Origin of the sequence: Chloracidobacterium sp., assembly GCA_016716305.1 — a bacterium.
In the GTDB taxonomy this organism is placed as follows: Bacteria; Acidobacteriota; Blastocatellia; order Pyrinomonadales; family Pyrinomonadaceae; genus OLB17.
This window is the reverse complement of the sequence record JADJWP010000002.1, coordinates 785,274-800,994: the sequence shown is the minus strand read 5'-3', so window position 1 is coordinate 800,994 and position 15,721 is coordinate 785,274. Positions and strand designations below refer to the sequence as shown.

Genomic DNA, 15,721 nt, shown 5'->3' with positions numbered 1-15,721 from the left:
TCAGCGCTTACCGCTGCGGTAGCTATCGCGAGCTCGGATCAAAAGATCGGGGCGGTAGACTCGGACATTCACCGAATAATCGATATCGGGAACCCGTTCGCTGCTAGGATAATAACCCAAACTATAAATTTTGCGAAGTTCGTTGGCTATCCGCTCGAAAGCGAGATTCAGGTTCGACGCTGTCCCGACTCTGAATCGGCGGCCACCGGTTCGTTCCGACATTTCCCTTAGAAAATCGTCGGCTCTTCGATAATCTTCCATGCGCTCGCCTTTCGACTGCGGAGCGTCAACAACGTATGGGCGATCATCTTCGTCAAACAGCACCTGAGCATTGTTTCGACGACTTTTTTGCACGTCGTCGTAGGTGTTGTACTGGATCGGATAGACGATCACGCCGGATGGCTCAGTAACCTTGAGGACGTCCTCGGCCGTGGCATCAATGCTGCTTGTGTCGACGCCGTCACTCAATAAAACGACCGCCTTTCGGCCCGACACGTTAGCGAGCCGTTCGTCGATGACGAGCTTAAGAGTCGTGTAGAGTCCGGTGCCCGATCCTATGCGAGCCGCTTCGATCGCATAGCGAAGCACTTTGCGGTCGCTCGTTGGTTCACATAGGATCCGTGGCTTCTCGTCGAACGAAACGATCATAACGCGGTCGTGGGGTCGAAGCTGGCGGACGAATGCCATCGCGGCTGCGTGGATCTCGTCGAGTTTGAAGACGCTTGAGTAACTCATGTCGAGCAGTAACGCAACGGTGAAAGGCTGCTCGTCGTCCGAAAAATAGGCTATCTCCTGTTCGATGCCGTTCTCAAAAATGCGGAACTCTTCTTTTTTCACGTTTGCAACCGGAGCTCCGTTTTTCTGCGAGACCCGAACCGGGATCATGACAAGATCCGTATCGATCCTTACGACCTCATCCTCGCCCGTATCCTGAGACTTTGCCGGTGTGCGTTCTACTGCGGGAAAGGAATTCGATCTTTTCGGAAGGCTTTCGGAATAACCCGCGACCCGACCCGATTGCGAGAACGCCGCGGCACCGCAGAAAGCCAGCCATATAATTATGAGGGTCGATCGTCGCATTAAGTTGTGTAAGATTATAACGCCCGTCACGACCTCAGAGATAAAAAAATTTCGGCTTGTTCGGGATTTCCGGCGGAGCGAGTCTCAGATCGGGCACGCTTAGGTGGACAACCGGATCGGAAGATCTTTGTTGCGGCCCGCTCCAGCCTCTGACCCATTCATTTGGTTTCAGCAAGAATGCGGTCGAACGACTGACGGATACTAAGACGGTGAAGGTTAAGCTCGTCTATCAACGCTTCAGGAGATCCGAACTGCATTCGGCGGGCTAGATGACCCAGAGCTCGAGTGTTTGAGACCGGCATGCGTGTAGTCCGTCCGACTACGAGCCGAAGGTTGTGATCAAGAGCACTTAGGAATCGATAGCCGTCGCGAAGCACGCCGCTATCTTCAGCGGTCAATGAACCCGCTTGGAACAATCGCTCAAGCATTGCTCCGCTCGAGCGTGTTTTGTCGTCGTCGCGGTGATCGTCGCGAAGCTGGAGAAAGCGGATCGCGAAATATATGTCCAGCATGCCGCCGGGCCCGTATTTGATATCGATATCGCCTCTCCGCCGGAATCCACGCTTTTTCTTTTCGAGTGCCGAACGCACCTTTGCGGTCTCGGCCGCAAGCTCTCTGTGATCCATCAGGGCGGCGCGTTCGTGAACGATGCCGCGTATCTCGCACTCAACACTTCGTGCGAGCTCGATATCCCCGCCGACGCCGCGGAGCTTGACGAAAGCAAGCATTTCCCATATCGCCGCCGTGTTACGCATATAGTCGGCAAATGCGGTTCGCGAAATGAAGCTCGCTCCATCTTTGCCATGCGGCCGCAACCGGAGATCGACGCGGTAAAGGCTGCCGTCGCGGGTGATCGCCGAAAGCGTGTTTACGAAGATCTCGACCGCACGCGAATACATCTCAGAACTGGCGGCCTGATCGCCGCAGACCATTACAAGATCTAGGTCCGAGTCGTAATCGACTCCGCCTCCGCCGAGCTTTCCTAAACCCATTACAGCAAGGCTAAGACCGGCGGCCGAAGCGTACCCGAATCGGTTCCCGACCTCATGACGTGTGATCTCGAGGCACGTTTCGATCGAGGCTTCGGCGAGCACGGTTTGAAGCCGTTTTGACTCGTTGATATCGAGTTTCTCCGTGGCGTCGAGGACGGCGATCTCGAATATCATCTCCGTCCAGATCGTCCTGAGAGCCGATAATCGTCCGCCGAAGGTACTTTCGCTGCTTACCGCCGATCTAAGTCGGTCAGAATAATGGCCGTCCCCGGATCGGTCGGCGTTAAATGAGACGCTTTTCACGATCGCCGGCCGGGCCGCGATCATTTCCGCTACTCTCGGCGAAACGTCCTTTGCGAAATCGATCTCTGGCAGGCACGCGGTGGCTGCTTCGAGTCCGACTTCAGATACGGCCGTTTGCAGGCCCGCATCTTCGGAGGAATCAGCCATTGGTGATTTGTCGCCATCGCCGAAAACGCGGCGAAAGACACGATTCACATTTTCGGTGTGGTGCTCCACCGCTTCTTCGAATCCAGTCGGTTCGGCAAAATCCAATCGGGCACCAATTAGCCGCCGTTTGTCGGGGTCGTTTGGCAGAAGGTGCGTTTGCAGGCCGTGCTCCATCTGAAGCACGTGTTCAAGACGGCGAAGAAATGCATATGCTTCCGCGAGTTCGGTGTATTCCCGATCGGACAAGAGTTTGCGGTCGGCAAGCCTGTCAAGGCTGATCAACGTATGCGGTGAACGCAGCCATTTGTCCTGCCCGCCATACGCTAATTGGAGAGCTTGGGCCACGAATTCTATTTCGCGGATGCCTCCGCGTCCAAGCTTGACGTCGAGGCCCTTCGATGTCGCTTTTTCGAGGTCGATCAACTGCTTTGACCGTCGGACATTCGCGAGTGCACTTTCAATGGTGTCATTGGTCGAAAAGACCGAGTTTTCGACCGCAGATGCGAATCGCTTGAAGAGTATTTGCGCCCCGGCGCTCGAACGCGAACGTATCAACACCTGTCGTTCCCACGGAGCGGCTTCGCCTTTGTAATAACGCACAGTGTCGGCCAACGACATCGCAAGCGGCCCGACCCTCCCGTAGGGCCGGAGACGAAGATCGACCCGATATGCCGCACCTTCGCCCGAGCGGTCGCCGACAAGTTTGACGACCGCTTCGGCAAGTTTGATGAAATACTCCCGGTTCGTCAGTGGATCGCGCGTGCCGCTGCCCGAGGTCTTACCTTCGGCTGAGTAAATGAAAAGCAGATCGATGTCCGACGAATAATTCAGTTCGCGCGAACCGAGTTTGCCGAGAGATACAATGCAAAGTTCCGACCGTCGCATTCGGCCTTTGTCGTCGGATTCGAGCGGCGAGCCGTATCGGTTATCAAGATCCTGGCTTGCGATCCTGAGAGCGTTCTCGAGCACGGCATCGGCAAGATTCGAGATCTCTTCGGTGATCTCCGCTATCGTCGCCAACCGCCGTATGTCGCGAAGAAAGATCCGCATCAGCTCCCGTCGCCGGAATCTTGCAAGAAGGACGTGGGGATCGAGCTGCGAATTGGTCAATGAGAATCGCGCGAGCGACTCGAGCAGTTCGTCTTTGTTCCTAACGACATTCTCGCCTCGTTTGCGATCAAGCCACCAAAGATATTCCGGATTTTGAAGCAGCGTTGCCGCGATAAGAGGGCTGAAAGCGACAAGGGTCAAGACATCTGAGAGCAACGCGTTCTTTCGTTCCAGTTTTTGAGCAGCGGCTGGATGTATTTCGATCAGACGGGCAAGGAATCGCCGCGCCGATTCCGGATCGGGAAGTTCGTCTATGATTGAATCCGCGTTGATCATCGGCGAAAACGAAACGTATCGATCGAGTATTTCTTTATTTTGTATCCGAGAATGCGTTCGGTGGTGCCAAGAGTTCGTGCCGCCGCGGCTATGTTGCCTTTAGTCGATTTAAGGGCGTCTTGTATCAGATCGCGTTCGAATGCTTCGACCGCCGACGAAAGTGAAAGATCGGTCACGGTTCCGGTCACTTCAGCGGTCTGCAGGGTCGGCGGCAAATGGTGACCGTGGATCACATTTGAGTCGCAGACGAGGACGGCTCGTTCGATCGCGTTCTCGAGTTCGCGGACGTTGCCTGGGAAATGGTAGCTCATCAACATATCGATCGCCGGCGTCGAAATGCGACGTATTCGCTTGTTGTGCTCGATCTCGTACTTTTCGAGGAAATGCTCGGCAAGCAGAAGAATGTCCGATCGGCGCTCGCGAAGCGGCGGCAGGAAGATAGAAAATACGTTCAGGCGGTAATATAGGTCCTCACGAAACTCTCCTTTGACAATAGCGTCCTCGAGATTCTTGTTTGTTGCGGTGATCAGGCGGATGTTTGTCTTGATCGTCTCGGTGCCGCCGACGCGCTCGAATTCGCGTTCCTGCAGCACGCGAAGGAGCTTCACCTGTGTCTGCATCGGAAGATCGCCGATCTCGTCAAGGAATAGCGTGCCGCCGTCGGCGATCTCGAACCTGCCTTTCTTAAACCTCTCGGCTCCGGTAAACGCACCCTTTTCGTGTCCGAAAAGCTCCGATTCGATAAGGGTGTCGGGCAATGCGGCGCAATTGATCTTCACCAACGGTCGTTTGCTGCGAAGGCTATTGTAATGAATCGCATTGGCGATCATCTCTTTGCCCGTGCCGCTTTCACCTCTGAGCAGTACGGTTGCATTCGATTTGGCCACTTGCGAAACCTGTTCGTAAACCTGCTTTATTGCATTTGAATTTCCGACGATGTGTGAGAAGTCGTATTTTTCTTTGAGTTCCTGTTTTAATTGGTAATTCTCGTCGCGAAGTTTCTGACGCTCGCCCCTGACTGCGTGCTCGATGCGAAGTGCCTGTGCCACCATCGAGGCGATCAACGAAAGTACGTCCGCGACGCGCGGGTCTTGTTCCTCGATGTCACCGGGCAATGTCGCTGAAAGAACCCCCAGCGTAGCATCTCCAAGTTTAAGCGGCACCGCAAACAACCTTGCGGATAGGTGGGCCGAGTCGACCAGTTTGTCTGGGTCGGGCAGTGTTATTTGCCTCGCAAAACCGCTGTTGAATGTCTCTGCAAAAATGCCGCGGTCCGCTTTGGCTTCGATCTTACGAAAAGAAGCTGGCGTTAAACCGTCGGCGATCGAAAGCTGAAGGGTCTGGTTCAAAGGATCGCCCAGGAACAGCAAGATATTTTCAAAGCCGAGCTCATTTCTGACCAAGGCAAGCGAATCGCGGATCCCATCGCGCACGTCGTGGGCAGCCGCAAGCGTTGAATTTACGTTCGATATCAGCGAGAGCGGTTCGATGGTTTGAAAAGTATTCGGCATCCGCAGATTACCGAATGATAGCAGAAAACGCACATCTCCAAAAGGAATGCTACATTTTTGTCGGCTTGCTACCATCAGACGACGTATATGTATGTCGGCGCGACCATTCGGTTCAGTCAATGATTGGCAATCGAACGCTTGGCAGGGTAACATCGAACCGTGACGGACAGGATCGAAATACAGGTCGGGCGTGATGGCCATAAGAGGCGTTTGGATGAATTTCTCTTCGACCGCTTTGGCGGTCTAAGTAAAATGTATCTCCGCCATATCGTTAAGGACGAGAAATGTGAGGTCAACGGCCGGAATGAGAACATCGGATACCGTTTACGTGAAAATGATTTTGTCGAACTCGAACTCGATCTCACACGCGAGACCGCAATGAGGCCGCAGGCAATCCCGATCGATATACTGTATGAAGATCAGGACATCGCTGTCGTCAACAAAGCACCTGGCATGCTCGTACATCCGACCAATCGAGACAAAAGCGGTACGCTGCTAAATGCGCTTGCATTCCACTTCAATTCGGTTTCGGGGTCGGTTAGCGGTGAGCGACCGTCGGACGCGATTCGGCCCGGACTTATACATCGGTTGGACAAGCAGACATCGGGGCTGATCGTGATCGCAAAGAACCAGCGATCGCACAAACGAATGACCGAATATTTCAGAAAAAAATTCGTTGAAAAGCGCTACCTGGCGTTAGTCGAAGGCGCCGTAGAAAATGATAGCGGTCTTATCGAGGCGCCGATCGGGCGGTATGCTGAGCTCAAGCACTGGAACGTGAAAGCGGACGGAAAACCCTCGGAGACACGCTATTGGGTCAAGAGGCGACTAGACGATATGACGCTGCTCGAACTCGAACCGGTCACGGGCCGCACGAATCAGCTCCGAATCCATTGCTCGTCAATCGGCCATCCGATAGTCGGTGACGAGCAGCGCGGCGGACGGGAATTCGGGCGACTCTGCCTGCACGCTTACCGGCTCGCTTTTCGCCACCCGACCACAAAAGAACAGCTATTTTTCGAAACGCAGATACCGCCAGAGTTCGTGGCCGGATGAGGCCGGAGCTTGATGTCTGACCATGTTTCGATTTCACTTCCGGTGGACGTCATTCTTCAAAGCTTTTGTGCCTGATCGTCACCCAGTTTGCAGCCGTTATTGCCTGAATCCATTGCCGCGGATCGACCTGCCTGACATGGTGCCCGTCATTTTTGTCCCATCGAATACAAGCCCGCCATTGACGATCACGGCCGAGAAACCGGCCGCGTACTGATGAGGCTTTTCAAACGTCGCCCTATCGCCCACCGTTCTTTCGTCGAAGATAACGAGATCGGCTGCAAAACCTTCGCGTATCTGGCCGACGTCTCGAAGCCCAAAAGTGTTTGCAGGCAGTGACGTCATCTTTCGTATCGCATCTTCCAGTGAAATGATCTTCAACTCGCGCACGTAGAGTCCCAGCACTCTGGCATTGTTGCCGTAACCCCGCGGATGCGGTACGCCAGCTCCAAATTCGCGGACGCCGCTATCCGAAGCGATCATCGTGAAAGGTTCGGCCATTATCGATCTCACGTCTTCCTCGCTCATGACCTGATAGACCATTTGAGCGCCGCCTTTTTCGTACATCTCGAATATTTGCTCGATCTGGTCGTCGACCTTCTTGCTCCTGCGAGCGATCTGTGTGATCTCGGCGATGTTCTTGCCGTTGAATTCCGGGTTCGGCCGGTAGCTTGCAACATAAGCAAAGCTATAGTCCTTGAATTTCCGTTTCTTCAGCCCGTCTTTCATCTCATCGAGGATCTTGCGGCGGGTAACCGGGTCAGCGAGTCGTTTTTTTCCTTCTTCGCGCCCGCCTGCGATCGCCCAGTTCGGCATCCGGGCGTCGAGCGAGGTAGAAGATGCAGGGTACGCATACTGATCGACCGTAACCGTCATACCACGTGCGCGCGCATCGCGTACAAGCCCGAGCGTCATTGGCGTTTGGCCCCACAGAGCCTTGGCCGAGATCTTAAAATGCGAGATCTCGACCGGCATATTCGCCTGTTCGCCGATGTTGATCGCTTCCTTTATAGCGTCCGCGACGCCGAGGCCTTCGTCGCGGATATGGCTTGCATAGGTTCCGCCGTAACGAGACGCCGCCTTTGCAAGTTCAACAACCTCATCCGTCTTCGAAAATGTGCCCGGAACATAGATCAGGCCGGTCGAAAGCCCGAGGGCTCCGTCCCGCATTCCCTTTTCCACCAACTCATTCATTTGTCGCTGCTCTTCGGATGTCGGAGCTCGGTTATCGAGACCCATCACGTTCGACCTTACGGAGTTGTGTCCTATCAGCGTCGATAGATTGATCGCAAGCGGTTTTGTGTTGATTCGGCTGAGAAACTCACCAACGTCAGTGACCGAACCCCCGCAGTTGCCTGTGATGAGCGTTGTGACGCCCATGCGAATAAAATTCTCGGCGTTCGGGAAGTCGTAGACGTTCTCCGTATGAGCATGAACGTCGATAAATCCCGGTGCAACGATCTGCCACCGAGCGTCGATCGTTTGACGTGCGTTTGTAACATCGATCCATCCGACCCGTGCGATCCTGCCGTCCTTGATCGCAACCGATCCGCGATACCACGGGTTTCCTGTTCCGTCGACGATGCGGGCATTTACTATGACGATGTCATAAAGCGGGTTTGTTTGGGGAATTGAAAAAGCGATCTGGCTCAACGAAAAGACCGCGATGACAAAAAAGGCTCTGATCCGCATACGAGAAAAATGCCGTCAAATGACGCCAAAGTCAACGTAAAAAGGATCATTTCAGTAATTTCCAGGAAGGTTCGAGGGCTTATAACTTAGTCGATCTTAACGTTCATTACGATCTCAAGGTCACGCGATGACGTATTGTCGATCTGAATTCGATAATCACGGGTCGAAGAAAGAAGCGCACGGAAATTATTGATCCCTTCAGTCACCCTTGCCTCGTCAAGCAGGCGAAGCTTCGCATCATCGCTGCTTACGGAAACGCTAAGCGTCTGACCCGCTTTGGCCCCAACGATGAATCGGCGCTGTTCGCCGGCGGATATCCGCGTTTTGAATGTTATCCCGCTCTTGCCGCGGGCAAACGAAACACGCTCGGTCGGAATAATATCGCGTCTCGAAACAACGCCCGTTCTCATCAACTTTCCGTTCGATACGCGGAAGCGGGTCGTGACTATGAACTCCGGGCAACACGCCCCGCCGAGTTCGCCAACGTCATTGCTTTCAACGATCAAGATACCGCGAACGACCTTCGCCGTACGAAGGCCGCCGTAGGCACGGTCACCTCCGGGAATGCGGGCGATAAGAGTCGGCTTTCCACTCGTTATCGAGAAAATGAAGCCTTCGGTGAAATTCCCGGTTCCGCCTGTATTGCAAACGCTAAGTATGACGGCTTCTGGTTGTTGGTCGCCAGTGACGTCTCCATACTCGATGCCAAGGATCTTGAAGTAGAACCGATCGACGTAACCGTCCTCTTGTTTTTCAAACGAAAATTCGCCGTTCTTTACGGTGACATCTTCGGGGGATTCGCCGATACAAACGGCATTGTAGGTAAAGTTCTTAAAATCGACGTTTCTGATGTCGCTCTGAGCCGATGCCGCGAGCGACAGCACAAACAAACATGCAACAACCAAAGATGATCTTGTCATAACTAAGCCGGAGCCTTCTCGCCCCCATCGTGAAATGGATCTTTCAATTCGACCGGTTCCTTCGACTTCGTTCTCAACTTCATGTTCAGGAACTCGACGACGACCGAGAACGCCATAGCGAAGTAGATATAGCCCTTCGGGATCTTCTGGTGGAAGCCTTCGGCGACGAGCATTACACCGATCAGGAGCAGGAACGAGAGAGCCAGCATCTTGACTGTCGGATGCCGATGCACGAACTCGCCGATCGGGCCCGCGAAGGCCATCATCGCAATGATCGATATGACGACCGCCGAGATCATTATCCATATACCGTTCGGCCCATATTGGTCGCTGATCATGCCAACTGCCGTGATCACAGAATCAAGCGAAAACACGATGTCGAGCAGGACGATCTGAACAATCACGCCGGCAAAGCTCGAATACCCCTTCTTCACGGCCGTCCCTTCTTCGCCTTCGAGGGAATTGTGTATCTCGTGAGTCGATTTCGCAATCAGGAATAGCCCACCGATCAGCAGAACGAGATCTTTACCCGAGATCGATTGCCCCCAAACGGTAAAAAGCGGCTCAACCAGGCCGATGACCCACGAAAGTGAGAAAAGCAGGATGACGCGCATTACAAACGCCAGCCCGAGCCCTATGTAGCGGGCCTTTGCTCTTTGCTCCGGGGGCAGTTTACCGGCAAGGATCGAGATAAAGATGACGTTGTCAATGCCCAGAACCAGTTCCAGCAAGGTGAGAGTCGCGAACGCGATCCAAATACTCGGGTCAGCAAGCCATTCCATTAAACGCTATCTCCAAAGTTGTTGAGTCAGAACTCCCAGATTATATAACACAAACACCGACAGGTCATTACCGTCGGAGCAGGCGTTGAACTAAAAAGCCTTGTATTTTCGAGTTTTCAACACTCACAACCCGTCGCCCCGATCGAGCTTGAACCTAAATAGAAGAAAAAAACCATAAAAAAGGAAGGACTCGGGACAGGCCGGTGGTCTAGATTGCTGAGCAACCAGAACACCGGCGTAATATCTGCTGCGGAAGAGTCCTGCTCAACGCCGGTTTACTGAATCGCTCTGTCATCGCAAATATACCAAGGTCCGGTCGATAGGATGCAGACCCGACGCGGCTTACAGTCCGCAGAGATCGTCGTGTCAAAGGTCTTGGAACAGTCAGGAGAATTGAAATGATCAGAATGAAAACCAAGAATTGGCCGAAAGTTGCCGTGCTTGCAACTATTTTCCTCATCGGGGCTGTCACGAATGTGCGAGCCGACGCCGTTAGTGACTGGAACGCCATTGCTGTTAACTCTATCGTCGCGGCCGGAAGCGCAAGGCCCGGACCGGCCGGCGTTTTGGACCTTGCAACGATGAACGCCGCAATATACGACGCCGTTCAGGCGATCGAGAAGGATTACGAAACCTATTACGTCGACATACCAGGGGCATCTGGGTCACCGGTCGCGGCGACCGCAAAGGCAGCCTACGATGTTCTGGTCAACCGATTTCCCGGCCAGGCAGGTCCGCTCGGGGTGACCTATCAAAATTATCTGATCGCGAATGGAATTCTACCGACCGATCCGGGCCTTGCGGTCGGTGCGACCGCGGCAGCGGGGATAATTGCTCTGAGGGCGTGTGACGGCAGTTTTCCGGCGGGACCGAATACATTTATTGGCGGGACGGGCATCGGCGTTTGGCGGCCGACACCGCCGGCTAATTCACCAATGAACCCGGGTCCGTGGCTCGGACAGGTCACTCCCTTCGTTATGACCCGCCCTACTCAGTTTAGGTCTGAGCCGCCGCCTTCCCTCGACAGTAGGCGATATGCTCGCGACTACAACGAGGTAAAACGACTCGGCTCGTTGAACAACAGCGAACGAACGCCGGATCAAACCGACACAGCATATTTTTATGCCGGCAATTTCGTTGTGATGATGAACCAGCTGGTAAGAGAAATGGCCGCGGAACACGTCGACAATATTACTGACAGTTCGCGGCTTTTTGCGTTAGTGAGCATGTCACAGGGAGACGCTGCGATCGCAACCTGGAATGACAAGGCATTTTACGTTTTTTGGAGGCCGATAACTGCTATCCAATTCGGTGACAGCGACGGAAACCCCCGCACGACTGGCGACCCTGCCTGGAATTCGCTGATCGTGAACCCGCCGTATCCCGATTATGGATCCGGTGCAAACTCGCTGACGGCGTCGACGATGGGAGCATTACGCAGATTCTTTAAGACCGACAGAAAGCGTTTCTCGATCTCGACGACCAATACGGGTCCGACAAATCAAGATATTCGCGAATACGATCGCTTCTCGGATGCGGCACAAGATGTTGTCGATGCACGTGTGTACCTCGGGATACATTTTCGATTCGCAGATGAAGTATCGAGGAAACAGGGATACAACGTTGCCGATTTTGCGTATAAAAATTATCTTCGACCGCTCCATGGCAATAAGCATGGCGATGATGATGACGATGATCTGATGGTTCCCGGGAACTGATCGGTGGTGAACCGATCTGGCGAGTAAGTGATGTAAACAATGATCCGGGCCGTTGGACCAATTTTTCGGGATCGATCCGGCCTGGATCATTTCGGATACTTACAGGGACGTGCGGCGGCCGTATCTGCGGCCTTGCGGGCATCGGTGTTTTGGGTCCGAGAGGGAAGGAAGATGTCGGTAATGCAGATCTCATTCCGAGTTATCTTCGTAACGACCAAATACGAAGTCACCTTGCGCCAATCGTTCGGATTCTCATTAACGTTCAATCGCACGATCAAGGCGACAGGGGCTTTGCCCTTAACTCGCCACTCGGCTTTCGGCCCGACCGCGGAAAATCCGCCAGAGACGTCCCAGAAGGTGAGTTCGAATTTCCGGCGGCCCGGAGTAATTACGTCGATGGTCTGTCGCAGATCGCCTTCGCGGACCTCGAGCTTAAAGCCAGCGACGCCGGGGCAGACACCTCGGTAAGAACCGCCCTCGTCGACGCTTAATTCGACGGTCTTACACTTCGTATCCGCAAGATCGGTGTAAATACTGCGGAACTGGGCATCAGCGACAAAAGTTAACCCGGCGATCAGACAAAAAGCTGTGAAGAAATGTCTCATATTGACCTCTTTTGTGAAGCATTTTCGGACAATCACCGAAATAGGAAAAAAAAGCGATAAAAAACGAAAGACACCAAAAGAAAATTGGCATAAAATGCCGCCAATGCCGCCGCCGCAACTGCAAATATTGCCGAATCGCGAGAACGGCAAGACTTTAGCACCGTTTCTATCGTCGAACAAAAGGTTCGATCAATGGCGCCGACCCATGTCCTCCGCTCTCGCCGCTATTTCGCTGATGCAAAATTGTTTCCTTTGCCGGCCCCTCTTTTCGGCCGCCCTCGGGATATTGATCGTCATCATCGCTGCCGGGCAGTCAGGGATGAACGAGGTCACAACGGATCGCACATTAAATTTTGGATCGAGCCTCTCCAAAAGCAGGAAGCAAAAGAACGAACCTGGAAGGCGGTTTCAAATCGCGCCGCCAAACAATAATGAAAATGACGTGATCAGGGTCGAGACCGATCTTTTTGTAACCGAGGTTCGAGTCACCGACCGGTCCGGTAAGCCGGTTTCTGGACTTTCGCGGACTGATTTCTATCTCGATGAAGACGGACAGCCAAAATCGATCGGGGTCTTTGCAAATGGCGATGTCGGAGATCCGATCCCTCGCGCCATCGTGCTCGTGATCGACCACAGTCATAGTCAATTGCCATATTTGGAGACCAGCGTCGACGCGGCTGTGGAACTTGTCCGGATGCTGAACCCGAACGATCGGATCGCGGTCGTTACAGACAATGTAGAGCTTCTCGTCAATTTCACCTCCGACAAACAAGCCGTCGTTTCGAAGCTATGGTCTCTGAAAGATCGCATCAAGAGCGGTGAGATCGGAAAGAGCCGACAATACGACGCCCTAATGGCCGCCGTCTCAGAACTCTTCGAGGATCTTGATGTCAGGCCGATCGTGATATTTCAGACAGATGGCGATCAGTTTACCGCTCTCGGACAACGACGGCCGATGGTCGTCGACGTTAAGAATGATCTGGAACCGTTTACGCACCAGGACGTGATCAAAAAGCTTGAAGATATGGGTACGACGGTCTATTCAGTGATCCCGGGCCACGATCTCTCGAAGACGCCGAGATCGAGGGTCCGCGAGCTCGCGATGGCCGACCTGAATTACACAGCCGCGATGCTGGCCAAGATCCGAAATCTCCAGAGTGTTACCCATACAAAGACATATCGCGAGAGATTTCTTGATGAATGGCCAAAAGCGAAGCAGCGGGATGCCGATTCGATCGCGCTGCTTGCCGAAAAGACCGGTGGATTTTCGCAATACCTCGAGCGGCCAGATCAGGCCCCCGAGATATACGCGCGCATACTCGCCGAGATCAACGGTCGGTACCTAATCGGATACTACCCTGATGAATCCTTACGCGACGGCAAGCCGAGAATTATCCGCATCAAGGTCAACAACCAAGCCTTGCGGCTCCAACAAGCTCGCAGGTCGTATACGCCTTCATACCGGAACAAATAAGCTAAACCATCGGCGCACGAAACACGATTTTCCCGCTGACGATGGTCGCAACCGCACGACCGGTAAACGCCCAGCCGTCAAACGGCGTATTTCGCGACCTCGAACGCGAATCAGCACTCCGGAAGGTCCATTCGGCCTCTGGGTCGATGAGCGTGACGTCCGCGATCGAGCCCGGTGTGAGCGCCCCGCGTCCTTGCAGCTTGAAGATCCGCGCCGGATTGGTCGAACACATTTCCACCAGCCGTTCGAGACTAATGACGCCTCTGTGCACCAGCTGGTCAAACGCGAGACCAATTGCGGTCTCGAGGCCGGTTATTCCCATCGGAGCACGGTCGAATTCCAAGGCCTTTTCGTCATGATGATGCGGTGCATGATCGGTCGCAATGGCGTCGATCGTTCCGTCTTTTATGCCTTCTATGACCGCTTCGAGATGCTCTTCACTGCGAAGCGGCGGTGCCATTTTGGTATTCGTATCGTATGCAGACGGCGCCCAGTCGCGATCGCTTCCGGTTCTGACATGACCGGCGACGACCTGATCGGTGAGCGTGAAGTGGTGGGGAGTTACCTCGCAGGTCACATTGATGTGCTCGTTCTTAGCGCGACGAATCGCTTCGACGGCACCCTTTGTCGACACATGAGCAATGTGGATATGAGCTCCCGTTTCTTTTGCAAGTAATATGTCGCGGACCACATCGACATCCTCCGCCAGTGCGGGCATTCCTTTCAAACCCAGCAACAGGGATACTCGGCCTTCGTGCATCACGCCGCCTTGCGATAGCGATTTGTCCTCGCAGTGATCGATCACCGGCAGGTCGAAATCCCGGGCGTATTGCATCGCTCGACGCATGATTCCGGCGTTCGGAACCGGCCGTCCATCGTCAGAAACTGCGACGGCACCCGCGGCTTTCATTTCGCCCATTTCCGCAAGTTCGGTTCCGTCGGATGATTTCGTTATCGCTCCGATCGGGAAAACGTTCGCAAGCCCAGCGTGCTCAGCCTGCTCGATCATGTAACGCGTGATGGCGGCGTTGTCATTAACCGGATTGGTATTGGGCATCGGACAGATGCTCGTCCAACCGCCGGCGACGGCCGCCGCACAGCCTGAGGCAATGGTTTCTTTGTGCTCTTGGCCAGGTTCGCGTAGATGAACATGAAGGTCAATAAAACCCGGAGCGACCAATAGACCGCTTGCGTCAAGGACCTCGCAGTCTTCAGGCGTCGGCTCGGATTGCCGCAGCCAGCCAGCTACCCGCCCATTCTCGATGAGCACGTTCATGCCGGTATTTTCTGGTGCGGCCGGGTCAATAAGATGGCCGTTGGAAATGAGCAGCTTCATAGTGGAACGCCGGTATCCTACCGGCAATCAACATCAGGTCATGCCAGCATCATACTGGCGTTCCCTTATATTATTTCGCCGGATACTTTGCGTCGGCCTTGACCTCTTTTAGCTGGGCTAAATGACGGTCCGCGTGGCCGCTAATGAAGAGCATTCCCTGCAGGCTGTCGATCATGCCCATCGGGCTTTGCACGAATGTGGCACGTAGATCCGCCTTGGTGTTCTTTACGTGATCGATCGTGGCTGCACGCGTCTTTTCAAAATTGGCGATCAGATCCTCCTTAGTTTTCCAGCGTCCGTTCGGACGGACCTGTTCGGGTGCTGTGAATTTCTGTCCCCGATTGGTTATTGCAAGGATGAGGGCCGTATCAGCGAAACGCGGGACGTCTTCGCACTTTAGCGTGCGGGCAGCATTCGGTGCTGTCATCATCCCGAAGAGTGCCTGTTCGACCACGATTATGTGCTCGCCGATCTCGGCGATCGTCCAGCGTCCCTCGGCTGCCCGGAAATTGAGTTGAGTGTCGGATAGTCCGGTCAGTTGTTTGATGTAATCGTCTTTGGTCTCATTAAGGTACTTAAGGGCAAACTCGCGGTCCTTTTCAGTGAAAACGACCGGTGCTTTTGCCGCCGGTGCCTGAGCTTCCGCCACGAGGCTTGAAAGAATCACGATCACGATCGTCGCAGCAGATTTTAGAATGTTCTTGATCATTGTTTTACCTCAC

General features: G+C 53.9%; 12 protein-coding genes. 3 read left to right on the top strand and 9 right to left on the bottom strand.

Annotated features, from left to right (window positions below):
* From IPM28_05505 to IPM28_05495, 3 genes are all read right to left on the bottom strand, one after another.
* Nucleotides 1–1,080, bottom strand: coding sequence for a VWA domain-containing protein (locus tag IPM28_05505; GenBank protein ID MBK9172445.1), 1,080 nt, complete (start codon nt 1,078–1,080; stop codon nt 1–3).
* 158 nt (nt 1,081–1,238) lie between these two features.
* Nucleotides 1,239–3,908 (bottom strand): hypothetical protein, encoded by a 2,670-nt coding sequence (locus IPM28_05500; protein ID MBK9172444.1) that lies wholly within the window; start codon nt 3,906–3,908, stop codon nt 1,239–1,241.
* The gene (locus IPM28_05495) at nt 3,905–5,419 is read right to left on the bottom strand and encodes a sigma 54-interacting transcriptional regulator (GenBank protein MBK9172443.1); all 1,515 of its coding nucleotides are present in this window, start codon (nt 5,417–5,419) and stop codon (nt 3,905–3,907) included. Before IPM28_05495 ends, IPM28_05500 begins: the two co-directional genes overlap by 4 nt.
* 159 nt (nt 5,420–5,578) lie before the next feature.
* On the opposite strand from IPM28_05495, the gene IPM28_05490 reads away from it, so the two are divergent.
* Nucleotides 5,579–6,475, top strand: coding sequence for an RluA family pseudouridine synthase (locus tag IPM28_05490; GenBank protein ID MBK9172442.1), 897 nt, complete (start codon nt 5,579–5,581; stop codon nt 6,473–6,475).
* 96 nt (nt 6,476–6,571) lie between these two features.
* Here IPM28_05490 and IPM28_05485 read toward each other — a convergent pair whose 3' ends face one another.
* The 3 genes from IPM28_05485 to IPM28_05475 form a co-directional block, all read right to left on the bottom strand.
* Complete coding sequence (locus IPM28_05485) at nt 6,572–8,164, bottom strand: D-aminoacylase (protein MBK9172441.1); 1,593 nt, start codon at nt 8,162–8,164, stop codon at nt 6,572–6,574.
* Between the two features lie 86 nt (nt 8,165–8,250).
* Nucleotides 8,251–9,084, bottom strand: coding sequence for a hypothetical protein (locus tag IPM28_05480; protein MBK9172440.1), 834 nt, complete (start codon nt 9,082–9,084; stop codon nt 8,251–8,253).
* A 2-nt stretch (nt 9,085–9,086) separates the two neighbouring features.
* Nucleotides 9,087–9,866, bottom strand: coding sequence for a TerC family protein (locus tag IPM28_05475; GenBank protein MBK9172439.1), 780 nt, complete (start codon nt 9,864–9,866; stop codon nt 9,087–9,089).
* 398 nt (nt 9,867–10,264) lie between these two features.
* Here IPM28_05475 and IPM28_05470 point away from each other — a divergent pair, with 398 nt between their 5' ends.
* The gene (locus tag IPM28_05470; GenBank protein ID MBK9172438.1) at nt 10,265–11,584 is read left to right on the top strand and encodes a vanadium-dependent haloperoxidase; all 1,320 of its coding nucleotides are present in this window, start codon (nt 10,265–10,267) and stop codon (nt 11,582–11,584) included.
* 86 nt (nt 11,585–11,670) lie between these two features.
* On the opposite strand, the gene IPM28_05465 is transcribed toward IPM28_05470, so the two are convergent.
* Complete coding sequence (locus tag IPM28_05465) at nt 11,671–12,189, bottom strand: hypothetical protein (protein ID MBK9172437.1); 519 nt, start codon at nt 12,187–12,189, stop codon at nt 11,671–11,673.
* A 235-nt stretch (nt 12,190–12,424) separates the two neighbouring features.
* On the opposite strand from IPM28_05465, the gene IPM28_05460 reads away from it, so the two are divergent.
* Entirely contained in the window at nt 12,425–13,663 is a 1,239-nt protein-coding gene (locus IPM28_05460) for a VWA domain-containing protein (GenBank protein MBK9172436.1), read from the top strand.
* 1 nt (nt 13,664) lies between these two features.
* Here the strand turns inward: IPM28_05460 and IPM28_05455 are convergent, their stop codons facing one another.
* Both IPM28_05455 and IPM28_05450 read right to left on the bottom strand, forming a co-directional pair.
* The gene (locus IPM28_05455) at nt 13,665–14,999 is read right to left on the bottom strand and encodes a dihydroorotase (GenBank protein MBK9172435.1); all 1,335 of its coding nucleotides are present in this window, start codon (nt 14,997–14,999) and stop codon (nt 13,665–13,667) included.
* A gap of 70 nt (nt 15,000–15,069) precedes the next feature.
* Nucleotides 15,070–15,708 carry a DinB family protein gene (locus tag IPM28_05450; GenBank protein MBK9172434.1) on the bottom strand — a complete coding sequence of 213 codons (639 nt, stop codon included), beginning with the start codon at nt 15,706–15,708 and terminating at the stop codon, nt 15,070–15,072.
* Nucleotides 15,709–15,721: the final 13 nt, after the last annotated feature.

What these genes read in the sequence shown, in the direction of transcription:
- IPM28_05495 (MBK9172443.1), bottom strand. Translation starts at nt 5,419, where the DNA reads ATGCCGAATACTTTTCAAACCATCGAACCGCTCTCGCTGATATCGAAC.
- IPM28_05500 (MBK9172444.1), bottom strand. Translation starts at nt 3,908, where the DNA reads ATGATCAACGCGGATTCAATCATAGACGAACTTCCCGATCCGGAATCG.
- IPM28_05485 (MBK9172441.1), bottom strand. Translation starts at nt 8,164, where the DNA reads ATGCGGATCAGAGCCTTTTTTGTCATCGCGGTCTTTTCGTTGAGCCAG.
- IPM28_05480 (MBK9172440.1), bottom strand. Translation starts at nt 9,084, where the DNA reads ATGACAAGATCATCTTTGGTTGTTGCATGTTTGTTTGTGCTGTCGCTC.
- IPM28_05465 (MBK9172437.1), bottom strand. Translation starts at nt 12,189, where the DNA reads ATGAGACATTTCTTCACAGCTTTTTGTCTGATCGCCGGGTTAACTTTT.
- IPM28_05455 (MBK9172435.1), bottom strand. Translation starts at nt 14,999, where the DNA reads ATGAAGCTGCTCATTTCCAACGGCCATCTTATTGACCCGGCCGCACCA.
- IPM28_05475 (MBK9172439.1), bottom strand. Translation starts at nt 9,866, where the DNA reads ATGGAATGGCTTGCTGACCCGAGTATTTGGATCGCGTTCGCGACTCTC.
- IPM28_05505 (MBK9172445.1), bottom strand. Translation starts at nt 1,080, where the DNA reads ATGCGACGATCGACCCTCATAATTATATGGCTGGCTTTCTGCGGTGCC.
- IPM28_05460 (MBK9172436.1), top strand. Translation starts at nt 12,425, where the DNA reads ATGCAAAATTGTTTCCTTTGCCGGCCCCTCTTTTCGGCCGCCCTCGGG.
- IPM28_05450 (MBK9172434.1), bottom strand. Translation starts at nt 15,708, where the DNA reads ATGATCAAGAACATTCTAAAATCTGCTGCGACGATCGTGATCGTGATT.
- IPM28_05470 (MBK9172438.1), top strand. Translation starts at nt 10,265, where the DNA reads ATGATCAGAATGAAAACCAAGAATTGGCCGAAAGTTGCCGTGCTTGCA.